This is a genomic window from Endozoicomonas sp. ALB091 (assembly GCF_049310265.1).
GTDB lineage: Bacteria > Pseudomonadota > Gammaproteobacteria > Pseudomonadales > Endozoicomonadaceae > Endozoicomonas.
In genome coordinates this window covers 87,476-108,294 of record NZ_JBLYNQ010000008.1, presented here as the reverse complement: position 1 = coordinate 108,294, position 20,819 = coordinate 87,476, and the positions used below count along the sequence as shown (strand labels likewise).

Here is a 20,819-nt window from a genome sequence, read left to right as displayed (position 1 = left end):
CGAAACGTCAACAGGCCCTGAGCAGACTGCATTAAAGTGCCAAAAAGATTCCGGATAACTTCAACCCGGAAGGAACGTTCTTATTATTTTGTTGTCCATAATTTCCTGACACCGGCATTCATAAATCAGGCATGGATGATCAAATGGACAAAACAACCAATGAAACTATCAACTACCACTCCTTTCCAGATCAAACCATAACCCATTCTTTATTACATCGGGCGGGAGACAAAAGGAAAACATCAGTCTTTCCCGATGACGTGGCAGCGCCTGAGCAGCCTTCAGCACAGCGATCAAGATTAATAGAACCCCAAAAAGTCCCAACGCCTGACTTAGGACAAAGGACGACAGCCGCCTGTCAAGTTACCTCTCACTTTCAAAGTAATCAATCCACCGCCCGCTCAACGAATCAGGAAGCGGTCCATCAGAGCCTGAGCACCGGCGAGTTCTTTTTTGCCAATACTCCGTTAACCCAACAGCGAATTATTGATCAATTACGCCATGAACAGCCTGCAACCTATTGCATTCGCGCGCTGGATGATCTGGAAAAACAGGGCCTGATGCAACAAACCTGGCTAGAGGGCGGCCAATTAAAAAAAGCGGAAGGCCGACTGTTTACGGATGAGTCGATGACCCTGGTGTTTGATCTGACCGCCATGACACCCGGTGATATCGCCAGCTTTAATGACCTTCTTCAGGTGGGACCCAAGTGTAACGATAAACCACTGGGTGACCACATCCGGCGGGTATTTCTGGTCAACCACGGGATGCTGGACGGAAGTAAACCGGCCAACCCCGACCTCTGGCGCAGATTGGGGCAAATGCCGGAAAAGGCCGTACCAGAAGCCGACTGCTATATTGCTGATTCGGTGACCGATGAAACCTTGTTGGCCCAAAAAACCACGGAAGATATCCCGGCCAGTGCTCCCCGCATCACCATCAACTTTGCCACCACCGACCACTGGTACCGCCGACTGTTCGGTGGTATCACCCTCAATGACCGGGGGCAGCTGTTTTTTTCTGATGGCGCCCTGGCTAACCTGAAAGAGAATACCCATCTGGTGTTTAACAACGCACCCTGGGAAGACACTGGCTTCCAGGCAGCCCTGGCAACGGCCATACGGGTTGGCGGATTCACCGCCAACAAGCAATGGGTCCGACTGCCTGAACAGATATCCCTGTCCGTAGCCCATGTCTGTGCCACCGAACTCAATGCCCGGAAAGACCAGACGATCAGCGACAGCACCGTTTTTTGTTCCCAGAGCCCGTTTGTGGTGATTAACGGCAGCTCAATCGAGCGTCTCAAAGGCCATGTGATGGTAGAGGGCACTGCCGTTGTGCAAACGGATATGCTCGCTAATCTGCTGCAAGGTTGCAGGCAACTGGTGCTTACTGGCGAGCTGGATGACAAACAGTGGTTATGGTTATTGTGCCGACTGGAGGAATTACCGGAGAGTAAAAGACCACAGTTGTTTGCCAATTTGCCAACCGATTTGTTGCTCCCAGCAAGGGCTGGTGACTGTCCAACCACGGGAGCCTGCAACCCACACTGCGCCACTTTTACCTATCAGATCAACCCCGGGGATACCCTGGAATCCCTGCAACAGGTCAACCTCACCAGCCAGAGCCGTTTCACTTTTTCCCTGAGCAACAGTCGACTGCTGGATGCCCTGGTCAATGGGACGCCAACGACCCTTTATGGTCTGGAGCGCAACCCGGAATTGGCTGCCAACCTGGAAACCCTGTTACTGCCCGACCCTTACCTGTTTATTCATGGGCATAAGATGGATCTACCAAAGGCACAGGTCACCTTCATGCCTCCCCCGGGGCAGCAAACCACCGGCTCAGCATTGATCAACGCCCTGCTCAACGTTTCCGACAGCCCACCACCCGCACCGGAAAACCTGGTCTACTCACTGCTGATGTCTCTGCCCCAATCCTATAAAAAGCGCTATCCGGACAGGCCGCCCTGGACCGGGGAGGATTTTCAGTATCGGTTTGAGCAACAGACCGAGGCAGAACGCCTGCTGGACGGTAGCCCCGGGCTGCTGCCCTGCCATCAACGCCGAGCCTTGCATGTGCTGCTGGCCAAAGCGTATCGTGGCGCTCCGAAGATTTACAGTTTCATCAAGGCGAAAATTGCCGGTTATTATCCGGATCAGCCTACCGACAACCGTGCCGACCGATCCGCCCTGGAGCAATGGCTGGCCCGACACCCAACCCCGGAGCTGAGGGACATCAAGGCTGATTTCTGGGCGCTGGCCCGGCACTGCCCGGCCACGGTACACCAAGGCAGCCAAGACCCGTATCCTGTATCTCACGACGCAGTGAAGCAGCTGGCCATCTATATGGTCGCCGCCGCCCCCCGGGCACAGCAGCGGCCCCTGGCACAGCGATTGGGTGTTGATCTTCGGCTGGCCCGGCAAAAACGCTTTTTTGATGGAAACCTGCGCTCAACCTTAAAAGATACCCTGATCGCTCACCGGGCATCACTCAGGCAAGACACCATCATCAGCCAAACAACCGGGACGCTGGAGAGCCAGATTGCCGCCATTCTGAATCAGACCGATCAACAGAAATCACAACAGATCCGGGAGTTACTGGCCACCCACTTTATTGATGATCAGTTACCCGGGCCGTGTCAGGATCTGCCCGATGCCCTTCTTGCCCGACAGCGCCATCACTGGTCCCGGCAGGAGCGGCGTCTGGTGCATTTGGCCAGGAGGGTCCGGAAGCATCCCGTGGTGTTCCTGCAGGGTGAGGCCGGAGCCGGCAAGACCTTTATGGCCAGAGCCATTGCGGCCAGGGCTGGTTATCCAGACTGTCAGGTGCTTCAGCTTGGGCCCAACCACACCTCAGAAGCCCTGTTTGGTGGACCGCAGCTGGTGAGTTATTCAGTGGGCAATGGGGCGGAGGACCATGGCACCGAATTTTGTGAAGGGCCACTGCTGCAGTGGGTATTATCGAAAGATCCGCCCCTGCTGGTGCTCGATGAAGCCAACCTGGTGCCAGAGGGTCTGCTTGCCCCCCTGGTCGGTTTAACCCGGCAGCCACCGGTGCTCCATTATCAGGGCCGGGAGTACGAACTGAACAACCGGCACCGGATTATTCTCACCGGTAATCCGGATCATTATTCGGGACGGCACCTTGATAACACGCTGAAATCACGGATTCCCACCTTCTTTTATAACCCCTTGCCGGACACCGTGCTGGCCAACGCCATCATTCTGCCCAACCTGCCACAGGCCTGGCCTGAGCACCTGAAACACCAGGCCCGTGACCGGCTATTAACCCTGTACAACCAGTTCCGGGCGCTGCAGGGCCAGACTACACCCAGAGATATCACCGATGTGCTGGCCACCGTTCGCCAGATTCTCCGTCACTGTTCCGCGACCGGCGACGACACGCCAGCGCAAGTCAACGCCCTGATCAGGCGGGCATTTATGGACAGTCTGGCCGGTGCTGTAACCACGGAATACCAGCAACGGCTGAACACCCTCAACGCCTGGTACCGGGGCCAGTTCAAGGAAGACCCGTCCCTTTTGGCGGGGGTTGACGCGAGCTTTACTGATTTTATCCAACGACTGCAGGCCGCCAACACCGATGGAGACTTCTCTGCGGAGCCTGTCCGGCAGCTGGTCTATCACTACTGGCAAAGTCTGGACAAGGATGACTCGGGACGCACCGCCATGCTGGTGGAAGGGCCGGCGGGCTGGGGCAAGGATTTTGTGCTGAACAGAACCATCCGGCTCTGGCAACAACAGCAGGAGAGGAAACAACGGACAGTACGCCCGTTTGTCCATATCAATGCCAACCCGAACCAGTGGACCTCTTTGGCAGAAAGCGTCAAGCAGGCGATGAGCCGGGGGCAACTGATCGCCATCAGTGAGCTTAACCTGATTCCCAGCCACTATGTAGAAGGGTTGCTGAATCATGTGTTGACCGGCCATGCAGCACGGGGATTTCGCCTGTTTGCCACCATCAATCCCGGCTATTTTGCCGGACGGGAAGCGCTGAGCAAGGCCCTGACGAGCCGCTGCACCCAGGTCAGGCTGGCTGCCCTTACCCCGGAAGAACTGGAAGGGCTGGTGCGGGGTTTGCCCAAGATACCTGACGGGTTGCCCAAATGGCTGGCGGGTCACTTCCACCAACTGGCCACAGCACTGCATCAGCAGAACCGCCCGGTGCAACTGGCACTGGACGACCTGTTCAGCAGCGCCCGGCAGCTGGCCAGTCAGCGGCCTGAACATTGGCATCAGGCCTTGCGAAAACACTTGTCACTGCCCTTTCGTGCCTTGCAGACACCGCTGCCTCCGCTGAAGGAGGATACCGCACGCCTGGAACGAATCCAGCAGGAAGAACAACGGCGCCGGGACCTTGAGGCCATAGCCAATAGCATGCCCGGACTGTTGACGCCCATCACGGTAACATTCGGGCCTGAACTCCGTTGTGGTGACCGGGTAATCACGGTGACACCGGAGGCAACAGATCAGGACGTCATGACAGTTATGCAAGCCATGCAGCAAGACAGGGAGATCAGCCGCACCAGCGGCTCAACGGTAAAGCAAAAAAACCGGCATTTGGCTTACTCTGCCACATTTGGCGATATTGTGGCTTACACCCACCACAAGATCATCAGGTACTACCCGCAATATCCTTACAATGAGGACCAATATCGTCTCTCTTTTCTGGAGACCCGTCTGGATGAAGACGGCCGGTTGCGCAACTACCCCATCGACTGGACAGATGGCACGTTAACATCGGTGGCAGGATGGCCTGATGATACCGCCTGGCGAACCGACCTTGGCGCAGATGAACTGCCCGGCAAGTTTACGCTGATCCTGAATAACCAGTGGCAGCCCCTGCCTGCCCTGACACCCAAAGAGCAGCTCCGGGCACTGCGCTGTACCCCGAAAATACCCATTGAGCTGGCCCGAAGCGAGCTGACAGGGCAACTGTTAATCAAAAGTAAGGCATCCTCAGTGTCACCGGTAACGTTGGACTTTATCATTGCCCCCGGGCAAACCTATTTTACCCAACTGAGACCAGGCGAACCGCTGACATTACAAGAGGGATTGTGCAGTCAACGGCTTGCAGGCCTCCTGGCAGAGAATATTTTTTACTCCGAAACCAACACCTGCGAAGCCTATGCAGAGCTGCATGACATCGATGGGATCCCGGATATCCCGCAACGACTCAGGGCGTTGATGGGTTGGCTGGATACATTTTCCGATAGCAAAAATGTGACCGGGCAAGATGAACAGCTGTTGCTGAATATGCTCAGGGAGAAACAGGGGGTTTGCCGACAAAAGGCGATGATCTTCCAGGTGCTCTGCCACTATTGGGGTATTCCTGCCCGGCAAGTAAGGAATGTCGGGCACAGTTTTGTCGAAATCAGCCCCGATGGCGGCCGCACCTGGCGACAATACCAACTCGGTGGTGGCGGACAGGCCATTGAAGGTATCACAGAACCCGACTGGGGGGATTATCATCAACCAGGCCAATCTGCGCTGAAGCCACCCGAGGAGTATGCCTATTCCGACCAATTTATCGATTCATCGCGAAACCTCTATGATTTAATTGATAAGAATCTTGATTGTCTTGCAAACCAATTACTGTTAAACAAAAACGAATCAGCTGTGACTGAGGTTATGCACACACTTGAAGATATCTACTCTGTATTCCACAGAGAACCTTTAGACCCCAGCCTTAACAAAGATTTGCAGAAAAATTGGGGGGTACTATTATCGCCACAAATGTTTTACCGGTTTGGTAAAAACATAAATAAATGGAAAAGTATCATAGAAAAAAGCGCTTGGCTTATGGTGGATAATAGGGGCAAAAGCAATGCGATACATTGTTTCATGACTGTGGATATAAAGATATTATATCGCCTGATAGATGCACAACAGCCTGATGTACACTATTTGAACTGGCTATGTGATCTTTACCGATCAGTGCCTGAATTTCTGAAATATGTATTATTGGCCATCTTACAGACGTTCTCTGAGTCCTGTGACTCCTGTCAGTTAAAAGACCAGGTAAAATTAATGCTTATGTCTTATCCTCTAAGACCCGAGAAAATTGACATTGATGCTGAGGAACAAAAAATTTACCAGGTACGATTATCAAAGCTCTGCAAAAACTTTATCAAAACGATGACCATGAGCCACTCACTTTTGGAGCGACTATCACAGCCTCGCATCCATCAACAACTCCACCACCAGCCTGTGGGCAATAGCATTATCATCCCTGAAAAGCTTATGTCCGGAGAGGCTGCTTTCCTGAACGTATCAAAATCTACAAGCTACAAACCCATTATCTTCGATTGTACTTCCTTACCAGACCAGGAGATAGACGACAAGATTGCTGGATCAATAAAATCCGGAGTAAGGTCAGGAATTATCGAAATATCCATGAGTGAAAAGCATGTAGAGTTAAGCGGGTTAATAAAAAAAATATTCTTTTATTGGCTGGCAGCACATCACATGAATGATACCACTTCTCCCGTTTGGCTGACTTGCTATTATGATAACTATTCTAGGACAGTGCAGCCTTACATTGATAATTGCCTTACGCTTGATGACTGCAAAGTTGAGCCCATGGCCCGATTAAAATTACCCCCGGAACGTATAAAATACTGTTTTAACCAACCTTCCGCTGTCGTTCTTCAAACGGATGATTTGCTGGTCCTTTTAGATGAGTTTCTTGCATTGATTGCAGATTAGGAAAACAGGGAGAAGGAAACATTAGCAAACCGCTCAACATGTTCATGCGTTTGCAGTGGAAGGAACGTTCTTATTATTTTGTTGTCCTTAATCTCATGACACCGGCATTCATAAATCAGGCATGGATGATCAAATGGACAAAACAAAAAATGAAGTTATCAATTATCACTCCTTGCCAAGTCAAACAGTAAACTACTCCTCACCACATCAGGTGGGAAACATAAGGAAAATATCGGATTTTTCCGATGGACAGACAAATCTTCAGCAATCTTCATCAAAGCGATCAAGATTGATAGAACCTCAAGAAGTCCCAACGCCTGATTTAGGACAAAGGACAACAGTCGCCTGTCAAGTTACCTCTCACTTGCAAAGCGATCACCCCACCGCCCGCTCAACGGATCAGGAAGCGGCCCATCAGAGCCTGAGCACCGGTGAGTTCTATTTTGCCAATACTCCGTTAACCCAACAGCGAATTATTGATCAATTACGCCATGAACAGCCTGCAACGTATTGCATTCGCGCGCTGGCTGATCTGGAAAAACAGGGCCTGATGCAACAAACCTGGCTAGAGGGCGGCCAATTACAAAAAGCAGAAGGCCGACTGTTTACGGATGAGCCGATGACCCTGGTGTTTGACCTGACCTCCATGACACCCGGTGATATCGCCAGCTTTAATGACCTTCTTCAGGTGGGCCCCAAGTGTAACGATAAACCACTGGGCGACCACATCCGGCGGGTATTTCTGGTCAACCACGGGATGCTGGACGGAAGTAAGCCCGCCAACCCCGACCTCTGGCGCAGATTGAGGCAAATGCCGGAAAAGGCCGTATCAGAAGCCGACTGCAATATTGCCGATCCGGTGACCGATGAAACCTTGCTGGCCCAAAAAACCACGGAAGATATCCCGGCCAATGCTCCCCGCACCACCCTCGACTTTGCCACCACCGACAACTGGTACCATCAACTGTTTGGTGGCATTACTCTCAATGATCGGGGTCGGCTGGTTTTTGCTGAAGGCGCCCTGGCCAACCTGAAAGAGAATACCCACCTGGTGTTTAACAACGCACCCTGGGACGACACTGGCTTCCAAGCAGCCCTGGCAACGGCCATACGGGTTGGCGGATTTACCGCCAACAAGCAATGGGTCCAGCTGCCTGAGCAGATATCCCTGTCCGTAGCCCGTGTCTGTGCCAGCCAACTCAGCGCCTGTAAAGAGCAGACGATCAGCGACAGCACATTATTCCAACCCCAAAACCCATTTGTGGTGATTAACGGCAGCTCAATCGAGCATCTCAAGGGCCATGTGATGATAGAGGGTACTGTCGTTGTGCAAACGGATATCTTTGCCAACCTGTTGCAAGGTTGCAGACAGCTGGTACTTACTGGCGAGCTGGATGACAAACAGTGGTTATGGTTACTGTGCCGACTGGAGCAGTTGCCGGAGAGTAAAAGGCCATGGTTGTTTACCAATTTGCCAACCGACCAGTTGCTTGCGGCAAGTGCTGACCACCGGCCAAGCTCGGAAGCCGCCACTGCCACCTATGAGATCAACCCCGGGGATACCCTGGAATCCCTGCAACCGATTAACCTCACCAGCCAGAATCGTTTCACCTTTTCCCTGACCAACACTCGATTGTTGGATGACCTGGTCAATGGAACGCCAATGACCCTTTATGGTCTGGAGCGCAACCCGGAATTGGCTGCCAACCTGGAAACCCTGTTATTACCCGCCCCTTACCTGTTTATTCATGGGCACAAGATGGAACTGCCAAAGGCACGGGTTACCTTCATGCCTCCCCCGGGGCAGCAAACCACCGGCTCAACATTGATCAACGCCCTGCTCAACGTTTCCGACAGCCAACAACCCGCACCGGAAAACCCGATCTACTCCCTGCTGATGTCACTGCCCCGATCCTGTCAAAGGCTCTACCCGGACAGACCGCCCTGGACCGGGGAGGATTTTCAGTATCGGTTTGACCAACAGGCCGAGGCAGAACGCCTGCTGGACGGTAGCCCCGGGCTTCTGCCCTGCCATCAACGCCGAGCCTTGCATGTGCTGTTGGCCAAGGCTTATCGTGGCGATCCGGAGATTTACAGTTTCATCAAGGCGAAAATTGCCGGTTATTATCCGGATCAGCCCACTGACAACCGTGCCGACCGATCCGCCCTGGAGCAATGGCTGGCCCGACACCCGGCCCCCGAGCTTAGGGACATTGAGGCTTGTTTCTGGACGCTGGCCCGGCACTGTCCGGCCACGGTTCACCAGGACAGCAAAGAACCGGATGACATAGATAACAACTCGGTGAAAGAGCTGGCCACTTATGTGGTCGCCGCTGCTGCCCCCGCACGGCAGCGGCCCATGGCGCAACGATTGGCGGTCGATCTTCGGCTGGCCCGGAAAAAATGCTTGTTTGACGGGCACCTGCGCTCAACCTTAAAAGATACTCTGATCGCCCAACGGTCATTACTCAGGCAAGACACCATCATCAGCCAAACGGTCGGGATGCTGGAGAGCCAGATTATCGCCATTGTGAATCAGACCGATCAACAGAAATCACGACAGATCCGGGAGATACTGGCCACGGCCTTTGTTGATGATCAGTTACCCGGGCCGTGTCAGGATCTGCCCGACACCCTCCTTGCCCGGCAGCGCTCTGACCGGTTCCGGCAGGAGCGGCGTCTGGAGCATTTGGCCCAGAGGGTCCGGGAGCATCCCGTGGTGTTCCTGCAGGGCGAGGCCGGAGCCGGCAAGACCTTTATGGCCAGGGCCATTGCGGCCAGGGCTGGTTATCCAGACTGTCAGGTGCTTCAGCTTGGGCCCAACGACACCCGGGAAGCCCTGTTTGGCGGACCGCAGCTGGTGAGTTATGCAATGGGCAATGGGGCGGAGGATTACCGCACCGAATTTCGCGAAGGGCCACTGCTGCGATGGGCATTGTCGAAAGATCCGCCCCTGCTGGTGCTCGACGAAGCCAATCTGGCACCAGAGGGTCTGCTTGCCCCTCTGGCCGGTTTAACCCGGCAGCCGCAGGTGCTCCATTATCAGGGCCGGGAGTACAGACTGCCTGAACAGCAACAGCACCGGATTATTCTCACCGGCAATCCGGACCATTATTCAGGGCGGCATCTGGATAATACATTAAAATCACGGATTCCCACCTTCTTCTACAAACCCCTGCCGGACACTGTGCTGGCCAACGCCATCATTCTGCCCAACCTGCCACAGGCCTGGCCTGAGCACCTGAAACACCAGGCCCGTGACCGGCTATTAACCCTGTACAACCAGTTCCGGGCGCTGCTGGAGCAGACTACACCCAGAGATATCATCGATGTGCTGGCCACCGTTCGCCAGATTCTCCGTCACTGTGCCGCTACCGTGAGCACGCCTGGGCAAGTCAACGCCCTGGTCCGGCGGGCATTTATGGACAGTCTGGCCGGTGCCGTCACCCATGACTGCCAGCAGCGGCTGGACACCCTCAACCACTGGTACCAGGGCCAGTACCCGGAAGATCCGTCCTTGATAGCAGGGGTCGACCAGAGCTTTGCTGTTTTCCTGCAGGAACTGCAGGCCACCAACTCCGATGGTGACTTCTCGCCAAAGCCTGTCCAGCAACTGGCTTACCGCTACTGGCAAAGTCTGGACAAGGATGACTCGGGGCGCACCGCCATTCTGGTGGAAGGCCCGGCAGGCTGGGGCAAGGACTTTGTGCTGGACAGAACCATCCGGCTCTGGCAACAACAGCAAGGGATGAATCGCCCGTTTGTCCATATCAATACCAACCCGAACCAGTGGACCACGATGACCGAGCGCATTACACAGGCCATGAGCCAGGGGCAACTGATCGCTGTCAGTGAGCTTAACCTGATTCCCGGTCACTACGTAGAAGGGTTGCTGAATCATGTGTTGACCGGCCATGCAGCGCCGGGATTCCGCCTGTTTGCCACCATCAATCCCGGCTATTTCGTCGGACGGGAAGCGCTGAGCCTGGCCCTGACCAGCCGCTGCACCCAAATCAGGCTGGCAGCCCTTGACCCGGAAGACCTGGCAAGGCTGGTGCAGAGATTGCCCAAGATACCCGAAGAGTTGCCCCAATGGCTGGCGGATCACTTCCACCAACTGGCCACAGCGCTGAATCAGCAGAACAGCCCGGTGCAACTGGCACTGGACGACCTGTTTCGCAGCGCCCGGCAGCTGGCCAGTCAGCGCCCTGAACAGTGGGATCAGGCCTTGCGACAACACCTGTCACTGCCCTTTCGCGCTTTAAAGAAACTGCTGCCCCCGCTACAGGAAGATACCGCTCGCCTGGCACGAATCAAGCAGGAAGAACAACGACGCCAGGACCTTGAGGCCAGCGCCAATAGCATACCCGGTCTGTTGACGCCCATCATGGTACAGTTCGGGCCTGTACCCCGTTGTCGTGACCGGGTAATCACCGTGACACCGATGGCAACAGATCAGGACGTCATCACGATTGTGCAGGCCATGCAACAAGGCCTGGAGACCCGCCACAAGAGCGGGTCAACGGTAAATCCGAAAAGAAACAGTCATTCGGCTTCCCCCTCCGCATTTGGCGATATTGTGGCTCCCCGCCACTTCAGGATCACCAGATACTTCCCTGAAACTCCTTACGATGCCCGCCAATATCGTCTCTTTTTTGTCCAGACCCATCTGGATGAAGACGGCCAGTTGCGCGACTACCCCATCGACTGGACAAATGGCACGATAACCCCTGTGCCAGGATGGCCTGATGATATCGTCTGGCGGACCGACCTTGGCGCCGATGAACTGCCCGGCAATATTGCGCTGACCCTGAATAATCAATGGCAGCCCTTGCCTGCCCTGACGCCCTCGGACCAGCTCAGGGCACTGCGCGGCACCCCGGACACCCCCATTGAGCTGGCCCGAAGCGAGCTGACAGGGCAATTGTTAATCAAAAGTAAGGCATCCGCACCATCACCGGTAACGGTGGACTTTATCATTGCCCCCGGGCAAACCTATTTTACCCCGCTGAAACCGGGCGAGTGTCTGACATTACAAGAGGGATTGTGCAGTCAACGGCTTGCAGATCTGCTGGCAAAGCAGATTTTTTGCTCCGAAACAAACAGCTGCAAAGCCTATGAACAGCTGCGTGGCATCGATGAGATCATTAATGTTCCGCAACGGCTGATGGCGTTGATGGATTGGCTGGCTACATTTTCCGACAGCAAAAATGTGACCGGACAAGATGAACAGCTGTTGCTGAATATGCTCAGGGAGAAACAAGGAGTTTGCCGACACAAGGCGACGATCTTCCAGGTGCTCTGCCACTATTGGGGGATTCCTGCCCGGCAAGTAGAGAATGCTTCGCACCGTTTTGTTGAAATCAGCCCCGATGGCGGCCGCACCTGGCGACAATACCAACTCGGGGGTGGCGGACGGTCCACAGCAGATATCACAGAATACGACTGGGGGGATTATCGTCAACCAGAGTGCACTAAGCTGAAGTCACCCGAGGAGTATGCCTGTTCCGACCAATTAATCGATTCACGGGAAAACTTCTTAGCTTTAGGTGTCGATTACTTTATTGCACAACAATTAGAGATAAACAAAAACCGATCAGCTTTGACTGAGTCTATGCATAACGATCTCTACTCTACCTTAATCAGAAACCCCTCCGACATTGCTATCAACTATGTGCTGGAACATTGGGGGATAGCGTTATCGCCACAAATATTTTACCTGACTGTTGGTAAAGACATAGAATTCTGGGAACGTTTCATAGAAAAAAGCGCCTGGTTTGATGGTGAGTGCCATAGCCAGGCAATAAGTCATTTCGATGATTCGTATACAAAGATACTATCTCAGCTGATACAGGCAAAAAAGCCCGATGCTAATTATTTGAACTGGCTATGTGATCTTTACTGCTCAGCACCTCAATTTCTGAAATATATATTATTGGCCATCTTACAGAGGTTCTCCGGGGCCTGTGATTCCTGTCAGTTGAAAGACCGGGTAAAATCAATGCTTGAGTCTTATTCTCTAAGTCCCAAACCAGTTAACCTTGTTGAAATTAAAAGCGTAGAACCAGAATTTTCACAGCACTGCATAAACCTGATCAAAACGATGACCATGAGCCGCTCCCTTTTGGAGCGACTATCCCAGCCTCGCATCCATCAACAATTCCACCACCAACCTGTGGGCAATAGCATTATCATCCCTGAAAAGCTTATGGCCGGTGAGGCAGCTTTCCTGAACGTATCAAAATCTACAAGCTACAAACCCATTATTTTTGACTGTACTTCTTTGTCTGAAAAAGCGGTGGATGAAAAGATTGAAGAAAAAATAAAATCTGGATTAAAGACAGTAATCAGTGACATACATGATAGTGTAAACCATTTGCCGTTCAGCGAATCAATAAGAAAAATATTCTTTAACTGGCTGGCAGCGCATCACATGAATGATACTACTCCTCTCACTTGGATAACTCATTATTATGAGGAGTATTCCGAGACAGTGCAGCCTTTCTTTACTACGCTGCTTACGCATGCCGATCAGCAAGTTGACCCCATGACCCAATTAAAATTACCGCCAAAACGTTTAAAAGACCATTTTAACCGGCCTTCCGCTGTCGTTCTTCAGGAGGATGATTTGCTGATTCTTTTAGATGAGTTTCTTGCACAGATCGAAAACAGGTAGTGGCTCTTTCAGAATTCCAGACCAATGCTTCGTGGGCTAAATAGCTGGCCATATGGAATCACATATTTCTGGCTACTTATGATTTCATTTGGTAGTAATGCCATCAGCATACCGGCCAGCCAGTTGAACTGGTTTTCCTTTCGGTTGAGCATCCACTCATCATGAATTGTCCATTTAGCCCTGGCGGCCACCGCCACAGCAAAATGAGGTTTCCGTGGCAGGAACGTTCTTATTATTTTGTTGTCTTAAATTTCCTGACACCGGCATTCATAAATCAGGCATGGATGATCAAATGGACAAAATAACAAATGAAGTTATCAATTATCACTCCTTGCCAAATCAAACAGTAACCCACTCTTTACCACACCAGGAGGGAGACATAAGGAAAATATCGGATTTTTCCGATGGACAGACAAAGCTTCAGCAATCTTCAGCAAAGCGATCAAGATTAATAGAACCTCAAGAAGTCCCAACGCCTGATTTAGGACAAAGGACAACAGTCGCCTGTCAAGTTACCTCTCACTTGCAAAGCGATCACTCCACCGCCCGCTCAACGGATCAGGAAGCGGTCCATCAGAGCCTGAGCACCGGTGAGTTCTATTTTGCCAATACTCCGTTAACCCAACAGCGAATTATTGATCAATTACGCCATGAACAGCCTGCAACGTATTGCATTCGCGCGCTGGCTGATCTGGAAAAACAGGGCCTGATGCAACAAACCTGGCTAGAGGGCGGCCAATTACAAAAAGCAGAAGGCCGACTGTTTACGGATGAGCCGATGACCCTGGTGTTTGACCTGACCTCCATGACACCCGGTGATATCGCCAGCTTTAATGACCTTCTTCAGGTGGGACCCAAGTGTAACGATAAACCACTGGGCGACCACATCCGACGGGTATTTCTGGTCAACCACGGGATGCTGGACGGAAGTAAGCCCGCCAACCCCGACCTCTGGCGCAGATTGGGGCAAATGCCGGAAAAGGCCGTATCAGAAGCCGACTGCCATATTGCTGATTCGGTGACCGATGAAACCTTGCTGGCCCAAAAAAACACGGAAGACATCCCGGCCAATGCCCTCCGCGTCAACATCAACTTTGCCACCACCGACAACTGGTACCATCAACTCTTTGGTGGTATCACCCTCAATGATCGGGGTCGGCTGGTTTTTTCTGAAGGGGCTTTGGCCAACCTGAAAGAGAATACCCACCTTGTGCTTAACAATGCACCCTGGGAAGACACTGGCTTCCAGGCAGCCCTGGCAACGGCCATACGTGTTGGCGGATTTACCGCCAACAAGCAATGGGTCCGGCTGCCTGAGCAGATATCCCTGTCCGTAGCCCATGTCGGTGCCACCGAACTCAACGCCCGGAAAGATCAGACGATCAGCGACAGCACCGTTTTTTGCCCCCAAAGCCCGTTTGTGGTGATAAACGGCAGCTCAATCGAGCGTCTCAAAGGCCATGTGATGGTAGAGGGCACTGCCGTTGTGCAAACGGATATGCTCGCTAATCTGCTGCAAGGTTGCAGGCAACTGGTGCTTACTGGCGAGCTGGATGACAAACAGTGGTTATGGTTATTGTGCCGACTGGAGGAATTACCGGCGAGTAAAAAACCACAGTTGTTTACCAATTTGCCAACCGATTTGTTGCTCCCTGCAAGGGCTGGCGACTGTCCAACCACGGGAGCCTGCAACCCACACTGCGCCACTTTCACTTATCAGATCAACCCCGGGGATACCCTGGAATCCCTGCAACAGGTCAACCTCACCAGCCAGAGCCGTTTCACTTTTTCACTGACCAACAGTCGGCTGCTGGATGCCCTGGTCAATGGAACAGCAACGACCCTTTATGGTCTGGAGCGCAACCCGGAATTGGCTGCCAACCTGGAAACCCTGTTATTACCCGCCCCTTACCTGTTTATTCATGGGCACAAGATGGAACTGCCAAAGGCACGGGTTACCTTCATGCCTCCCCCGGGGCAGCAAACCACCGGCTCAACATTGATCAACGCCCTGCTCAACGTTTCCGACAGCCAACAACCCGCACCGGAAAACCCGATCTACTCCCTGCTGATGTCACTGCCCCGATCCTGTCAAAGGCTCTACCCGGACAGACCGCCCTGGACCGGGGAGGATTTTCAGTATCGGTTTGACCAACAGGCCGAGGCAGAACGCCTGCTGGACGGTAGCCCCGGGCTTCTGCCCTGCCATCAACGCCGAGCCTTGCATGTGCTGTTGGCCAAGGCTTATCGTGGCGATCCGGAGATTTACAGTTTCATCAAGGCGAAAATTGCCGGTTATTATCCGGATCAGCCCACTGACAACCGTGCCGACCGATCCGCCCTGGAGCAATGGCTGGCCCGACACCCGGCCCCCGAGCTTAGGGACATTGAGGCTTGTTTCTGGACGCTGGCCCGGCACTGTCCGGCCACGGTTCACCAGGACAGCAAAGAACCGGATGACATAGATAACAACTCGGTGAAAGAGCTGGCCACTTATGTGGTCGCCGCTGCTGCCCCCGCACGGCAGCGGCCCATGGCGCAACGATTGGCGGTCGATCTTCGGCTGGCCCGGAAAAAATGCTTGTTTGACGGGCACCTGCGCTCAACCTTAAAAGATACTCTGATCGCCCAACGGTCATTACTCAGGCAAGACACCATCATCAGCCAAACGGTCGGGATGCTGGAGAGCCAGATTATCGCCATTGTGAATCAGACCGATCAACAGAAATCACGACAGATCCGGGAGATACTGGCCACGGCCTTTGTTGATGATCAGTTACCCGGGCCGTGTCAGGATCTGCCCGACACCCTCCTTGCCCGGCAGCGCTCTGACCGGTTCCGGCAGGAGCGGCGTCTGGAGCATTTGGCCCAGAGGGTCCGGGAGCATCCCGTGGTGTTCCTGCAGGGCGAGGCCGGAGCCGGCAAGACCTTTATGGCCAGGGCCATTGCGGCCAGGGCTGGTTATCCAGACTGTCAGGTGCTTCAACTTGGACCCAACGACACCCAGGAAGCCCTGTTTGGCGGACCGCAGCTGGTCAGTTATTCAATGGGCAATGGGGCGGAGGATCACCGCACCGAATTTCGCGAAGGGCCACTGCTGCAATGGGCATTATCGAAAGATCCGCCCCTGCTGGTGCTCGATGAAGCCAACCTGGTGCCAGAGGGTCTGCTTGCCCCTCTGGCCGGTTTAACCCGGCAGCCGCCGGTGCTCCATTATCAGGGCCGGGAGTACGAACTGAACGACCGGCACCGGATTATTCTCACCGGTAATCCGGATCATTATTCGGGACGGCACCTGGATAACACGCTGAAATCACGGATTCCCACCTTCTTTTATAACCCCTTGCCGGACACTGTGCTGGCCAACGCCATCATTCTGCCCAACCTGCCACAGGCCTGGCCTGAGCACCTGAAACACCAGGCCCGTGACCGGCTATTAACCCTGTACAACCAGTTCCGGGCGCTGCTGGAGCAGACTACACCCAGAGATATCATCGATGTGCTGGCCACCGTTCGCCAGATTCTCCGTCACTGTGCCGCTACCGTGAGCACGCCTGGGCAAGTCAACGCCCTGGTCCGGCGGGCATTTATGGACAGTCTGGCCGGTGCCGTCACCCATGACTGCCAGCAGCGGCTGGACACCCTCAACCACTGGTACCAGGGCCAGTACCCGGAAGATCCGTCCTTGATAGCAGGGGTCGACCAGAGCTTTGCTGTTTTCCTGCAGGAACTGCAGGCCACCAACTCCGATGGTGACTTCTCGCCAAAGCCTGTCCAGCAACTGGCTTACCGCTACTGGCAAAGTCTGGACAAGGATGACTCGGGGCGCACCGCCATTCTGGTGGAAGGCCCGGCAGGCTGGGGCAAGGACTTTGTGCTGGACAGAACCATCCGGCTCTGGCAACAACAGCAAGGGATGAATCGCCCGTTTGTTCATATCAATGCCAACCCGAACCAGTGGACCACCTTGGCAAAGAGCGTCAAACAGGCCATGAGCCGGGGGCAACTGATTGCCATCAGTGAGCTTAACCTGATTCCCAGCCACTACGTAGAAGGGTTGCTGAATAATGTGTTGACTGGCCATGCAGCGCCGGGATTTCGCCTGTTTGCCACCATCAATCCCGGCTATTTCGTCGGACGGGAAGCGCTGAGCCTGGCCCTGACCAGCCGCTGCACCCAAATCAGGCTGGCAGCCCTTGACACGGAAGACCTGGCAAGGCTGGTGCAGGGATTGCCCGAGATACCTGACGGGTTGCCCCAATGGCTGGCGGATCACTTCCACCAACTGGCCACAGCACTGCATCAGCAGAACCGCCCGGTGCAACTGCCACTGGACGACCTGTTCAGCAGCGCCCGGCAGCTGGCCAGTCAGCGGCCTGAACATTGGAATCAGGCCTTGCGACAACACCTGTCACTGCCCTTTCGCGCTTTAAAGACACCGCTGCCCCCGCTGCAGGAAGATACCGCAAGCCTGGCACGAATCAAGCAAGAAGAACGGCGCCGGGCCCTTGAGACCCTCGCCAATAGCATGCCCGGACTGTTGACGCCCATCACGGTACAGCTCGGGTCTGCACTCCGTTGTCGTGACCGTGAAATCACGGTGACACCGGAGACAACAGATCAAGACATCATGACGATTGTGCAGGCCATGCAACAAGGCCCGGCGATCAACCGCAAGAGCAGGTCAACGGTAAAGCCGAAAAAAACCGGTCATTCGGCTTACCCCTCCACATTTGACGATATTGTGGCTCCCCAGCACTTCAAGATCACCAGGTACTTCCCCGAAACCCCTTACGATGCCCGCCAATATCGTCTCTCCTTTGTGGAGACCCTTCTGGATGAAGACGGCCGGTTGCGCGACTACCCCATCGACTGGACAAATGGCACGATAACCCCTGTGCCAGGATGGCCTGATGATACCGTCTGGCGGACCGACCTTGGCACCGATGAACTGCCCGGCAACATTGCGTTAACCCTGAATAACCAGTGGCAGCCCTTGCCTGCCCTGACGCCCTCGGACCAGCTCCGGGCACTGCGCTGCACCCCGGACACCCCCATCGAGCTGGCCCGAAGCGAGCTAACAGGGCAACTGTTAATCAAAAGTAAGGCATCCTCAGTATCACCTGTAACGGTGGACTTTATCATTGCCCCCGGGCGAACCTATTTTACCCCACTGAGACCGGGCGAGTCTCTGACATTACAAGAGGGATTGTGCAGTCAACGGCTTGTAGAAGTCCTGGAAGAAAAGATTTTTTACTCCGAAACGAACAGCTGCAAAGCCTATGAAGAGCTGCGTGATATCAATGGGGCCCTGGATATCCCGCAACGACTCAGGGCGTTGATGGATTGGCTGGATACATTTTCCGACAGCAAAAATGTGACCGGACAAGATGACCAGCTGTTGCTGAATATGCTCAGGGAGAAACAAGGGGTTTGCCGACACAAGGCGGCGATCTTCCAAATGCTCTGTCACTATTGGGGAATTCCTGCCCGGCAAGTAGTGAATGTTTCGCACCGTTTTGTTGAGATCAGCCCCGATGGCGGCCAAACCTGGCGACAATACCAACTCGGTGGTGGCGGACGGGTTACAGCAGATATCACAGAACCCGACTGGGGGGAGTATGGTCAACCAGGTGGTTCTGACCTGAAGCCACCCGCTACAAGAGGGTATGCCTTTTCCAACCGATTTATCAATTCAACGGAAAGAGGCTCTGTGTTACGGCACAAAATTGAGAAGTCTCTTGAACGTCTTGAAGATTTATTACTGTCGTGCAATAAAAGATCAGTGCTGACTGATATTATGCACCAACTTAAAGATAACTATGCTGCATTCAACAGAGGACCTGAATACTCCAGAGTTTTGCCGAAGGATTGGGGGGTGCTATTATCGCCACAAATGTTTTGCCTGTTTGGTGACAAAATACAAGACTGGGAATGTATCATAGAGAAAAGTGCCTGGAATTTTTCAGCAGTCAGAAACCATTTAAGAACAACTATCAAAAATAAACTGAAACCATTATTTCGACTGATACATGCACAAGAGCCTGATGTGCACTATTTGAACTGGCTATGTGACCTTTACCGCTCGGTGCCTCAATTTCTGAAATATGAATTATTGACCATCCTACAGACGCTCTGTGGGTCCTGTGATTCCTGTCAGTTAAAAAGCCGGGTAAAAGGAATGCTTGAGTCTTATTCTCCAGGACCCAGAACGGATAGCCTTCTTGAATACGAAAATCCACGATTTTCACAGTACTGCATAAACCTTTTCAAAACGATGACCTTGAGCCACTCCCTTTTGGGGCGACTATCCCAGCCTTGCATCCATCAACAACTCCACCACCAGCCTGTGGGCAATAGCATTATCATCCCTGAAAAACTGATTTCCGGCGAGGCGGCTTTCCTGAACGTATCAAAATCTACAAGCTACAAACCTATTATTTTCGACTGTACTTCTTTGTCCAAAAATGCGATGAACGATAAGATTGCTGAAAAAATAAAATCCGGCTTAAAGCCAGTAATTAGCGAAATATGTGAAAGTGAAAAGGTTAGTGTTACCAACGGAGCAATAAGAAAAATATTCTTTATTTGGCTGGCAGCGCATCACAGGAATGATACCACTCCTCCAATTTGGGTGACTCAACAATATAATATCTATTCTGAGGCAAAGCGGCCTGGCTATGAGCCGTTGCTTACAGCTGCTAATCAGCAAGATGCCCCCATGACCGAATTAAAATTACCTCCAAAACGTTTAAAAGAGTATTTTAACCGGCCTTCCGCTGTCGTTCTTCAGGCGGATGATTTGCTTGTTCTTTTAGATGAGTTTCTTGCACAGATCGAAAATAGGTAGTGGCTCTTTCAGGATTCCAGACCAATGTTTCGTGAGCTATAGACAGTGTTCATAGTAGAGCAATCCAAAAGCCAAATAGAGCCTGAGTAGCCAAGTAATTGTCCTTAAATAATTCCGACATTTAGAACTCACTCTCCGTGCATCCTGAGCGGAGTCGAAGGGTGCCTGGCACAATCTATCATGCCTCGGAGTTAACGCCCTTCGACAGGCTCAGGACGAACGGAGTTCGGAGGCTCCGAAATGTGTAAATTATTCAAGGACTATTCCTAACCAAATGAAATTATATTTTCTGGCTACTTATGATTTCGTTTGTAGTAATGCCATCAGCATACCGGCCAGCCAGTTGAACTGGTTTTCCTTTCGGTTGAGCATCCACTCATCATGAATTGTCCATTTAGCCCTGGCGTCCACCGCCGCTGCAAAATGGGGTTTCCGTAGCAGGAACCTTCTTATTATTTTTTTGTCCAAAATTTCCTGACACCGGCATTCATAAATCAGGCATGGATGATCAAATGGACAAAACAATAAATGAAGTTATCAATTATCACTCCTTGCCAAGTCAAAC

At 53.0% G+C, this 20,819-nt stretch carries 4 protein-coding genes; 3 read left to right on the top strand and 1 reads right to left on the bottom strand.

What is annotated here, in order from left to right; all coding sequences use genetic code 11:
• The first annotated feature begins 143 nt into the window (after positions 1-143).
• Positions 144-6,728, top strand: a complete 6,585-nt coding sequence (locus ACO6UX_RS17180; RefSeq protein ID WP_422449613.1) for an AAA family ATPase — start codon at positions 144-146, stop codon at positions 6,726-6,728.
• A gap of 364 nt (positions 6,729-7,092) precedes the next feature.
• A complete protein-coding gene (locus ACO6UX_RS17175) occupies positions 7,093-13,404 on the top strand; it encodes an AAA family ATPase (RefSeq protein ID WP_422449612.1) in 6,312 nt (2,103 codons plus the stop codon).
• A gap of 8 nt (positions 13,405-13,412) precedes the next feature.
• Here ACO6UX_RS17175 and ACO6UX_RS17170 read toward each other — a convergent pair whose 3' ends face one another.
• On the bottom strand, positions 13,413-13,601 hold the full coding sequence (locus ACO6UX_RS17170) for a hypothetical protein (protein ID WP_422449611.1): 189 nt from the start codon (positions 13,599-13,601) through the stop codon (positions 13,413-13,415).
• Between the two features lie 326 nt (positions 13,602-13,927).
• On the opposite strand from ACO6UX_RS17170, the gene ACO6UX_RS17165 reads away from it, so the two are divergent.
• Entirely contained in the window at positions 13,928-20,254 is a 6,327-nt protein-coding gene (locus ACO6UX_RS17165) for an AAA family ATPase (protein WP_422449610.1), read from the top strand.
• The last annotated feature ends 565 nt before the right edge of the window (positions 20,255-20,819 follow it).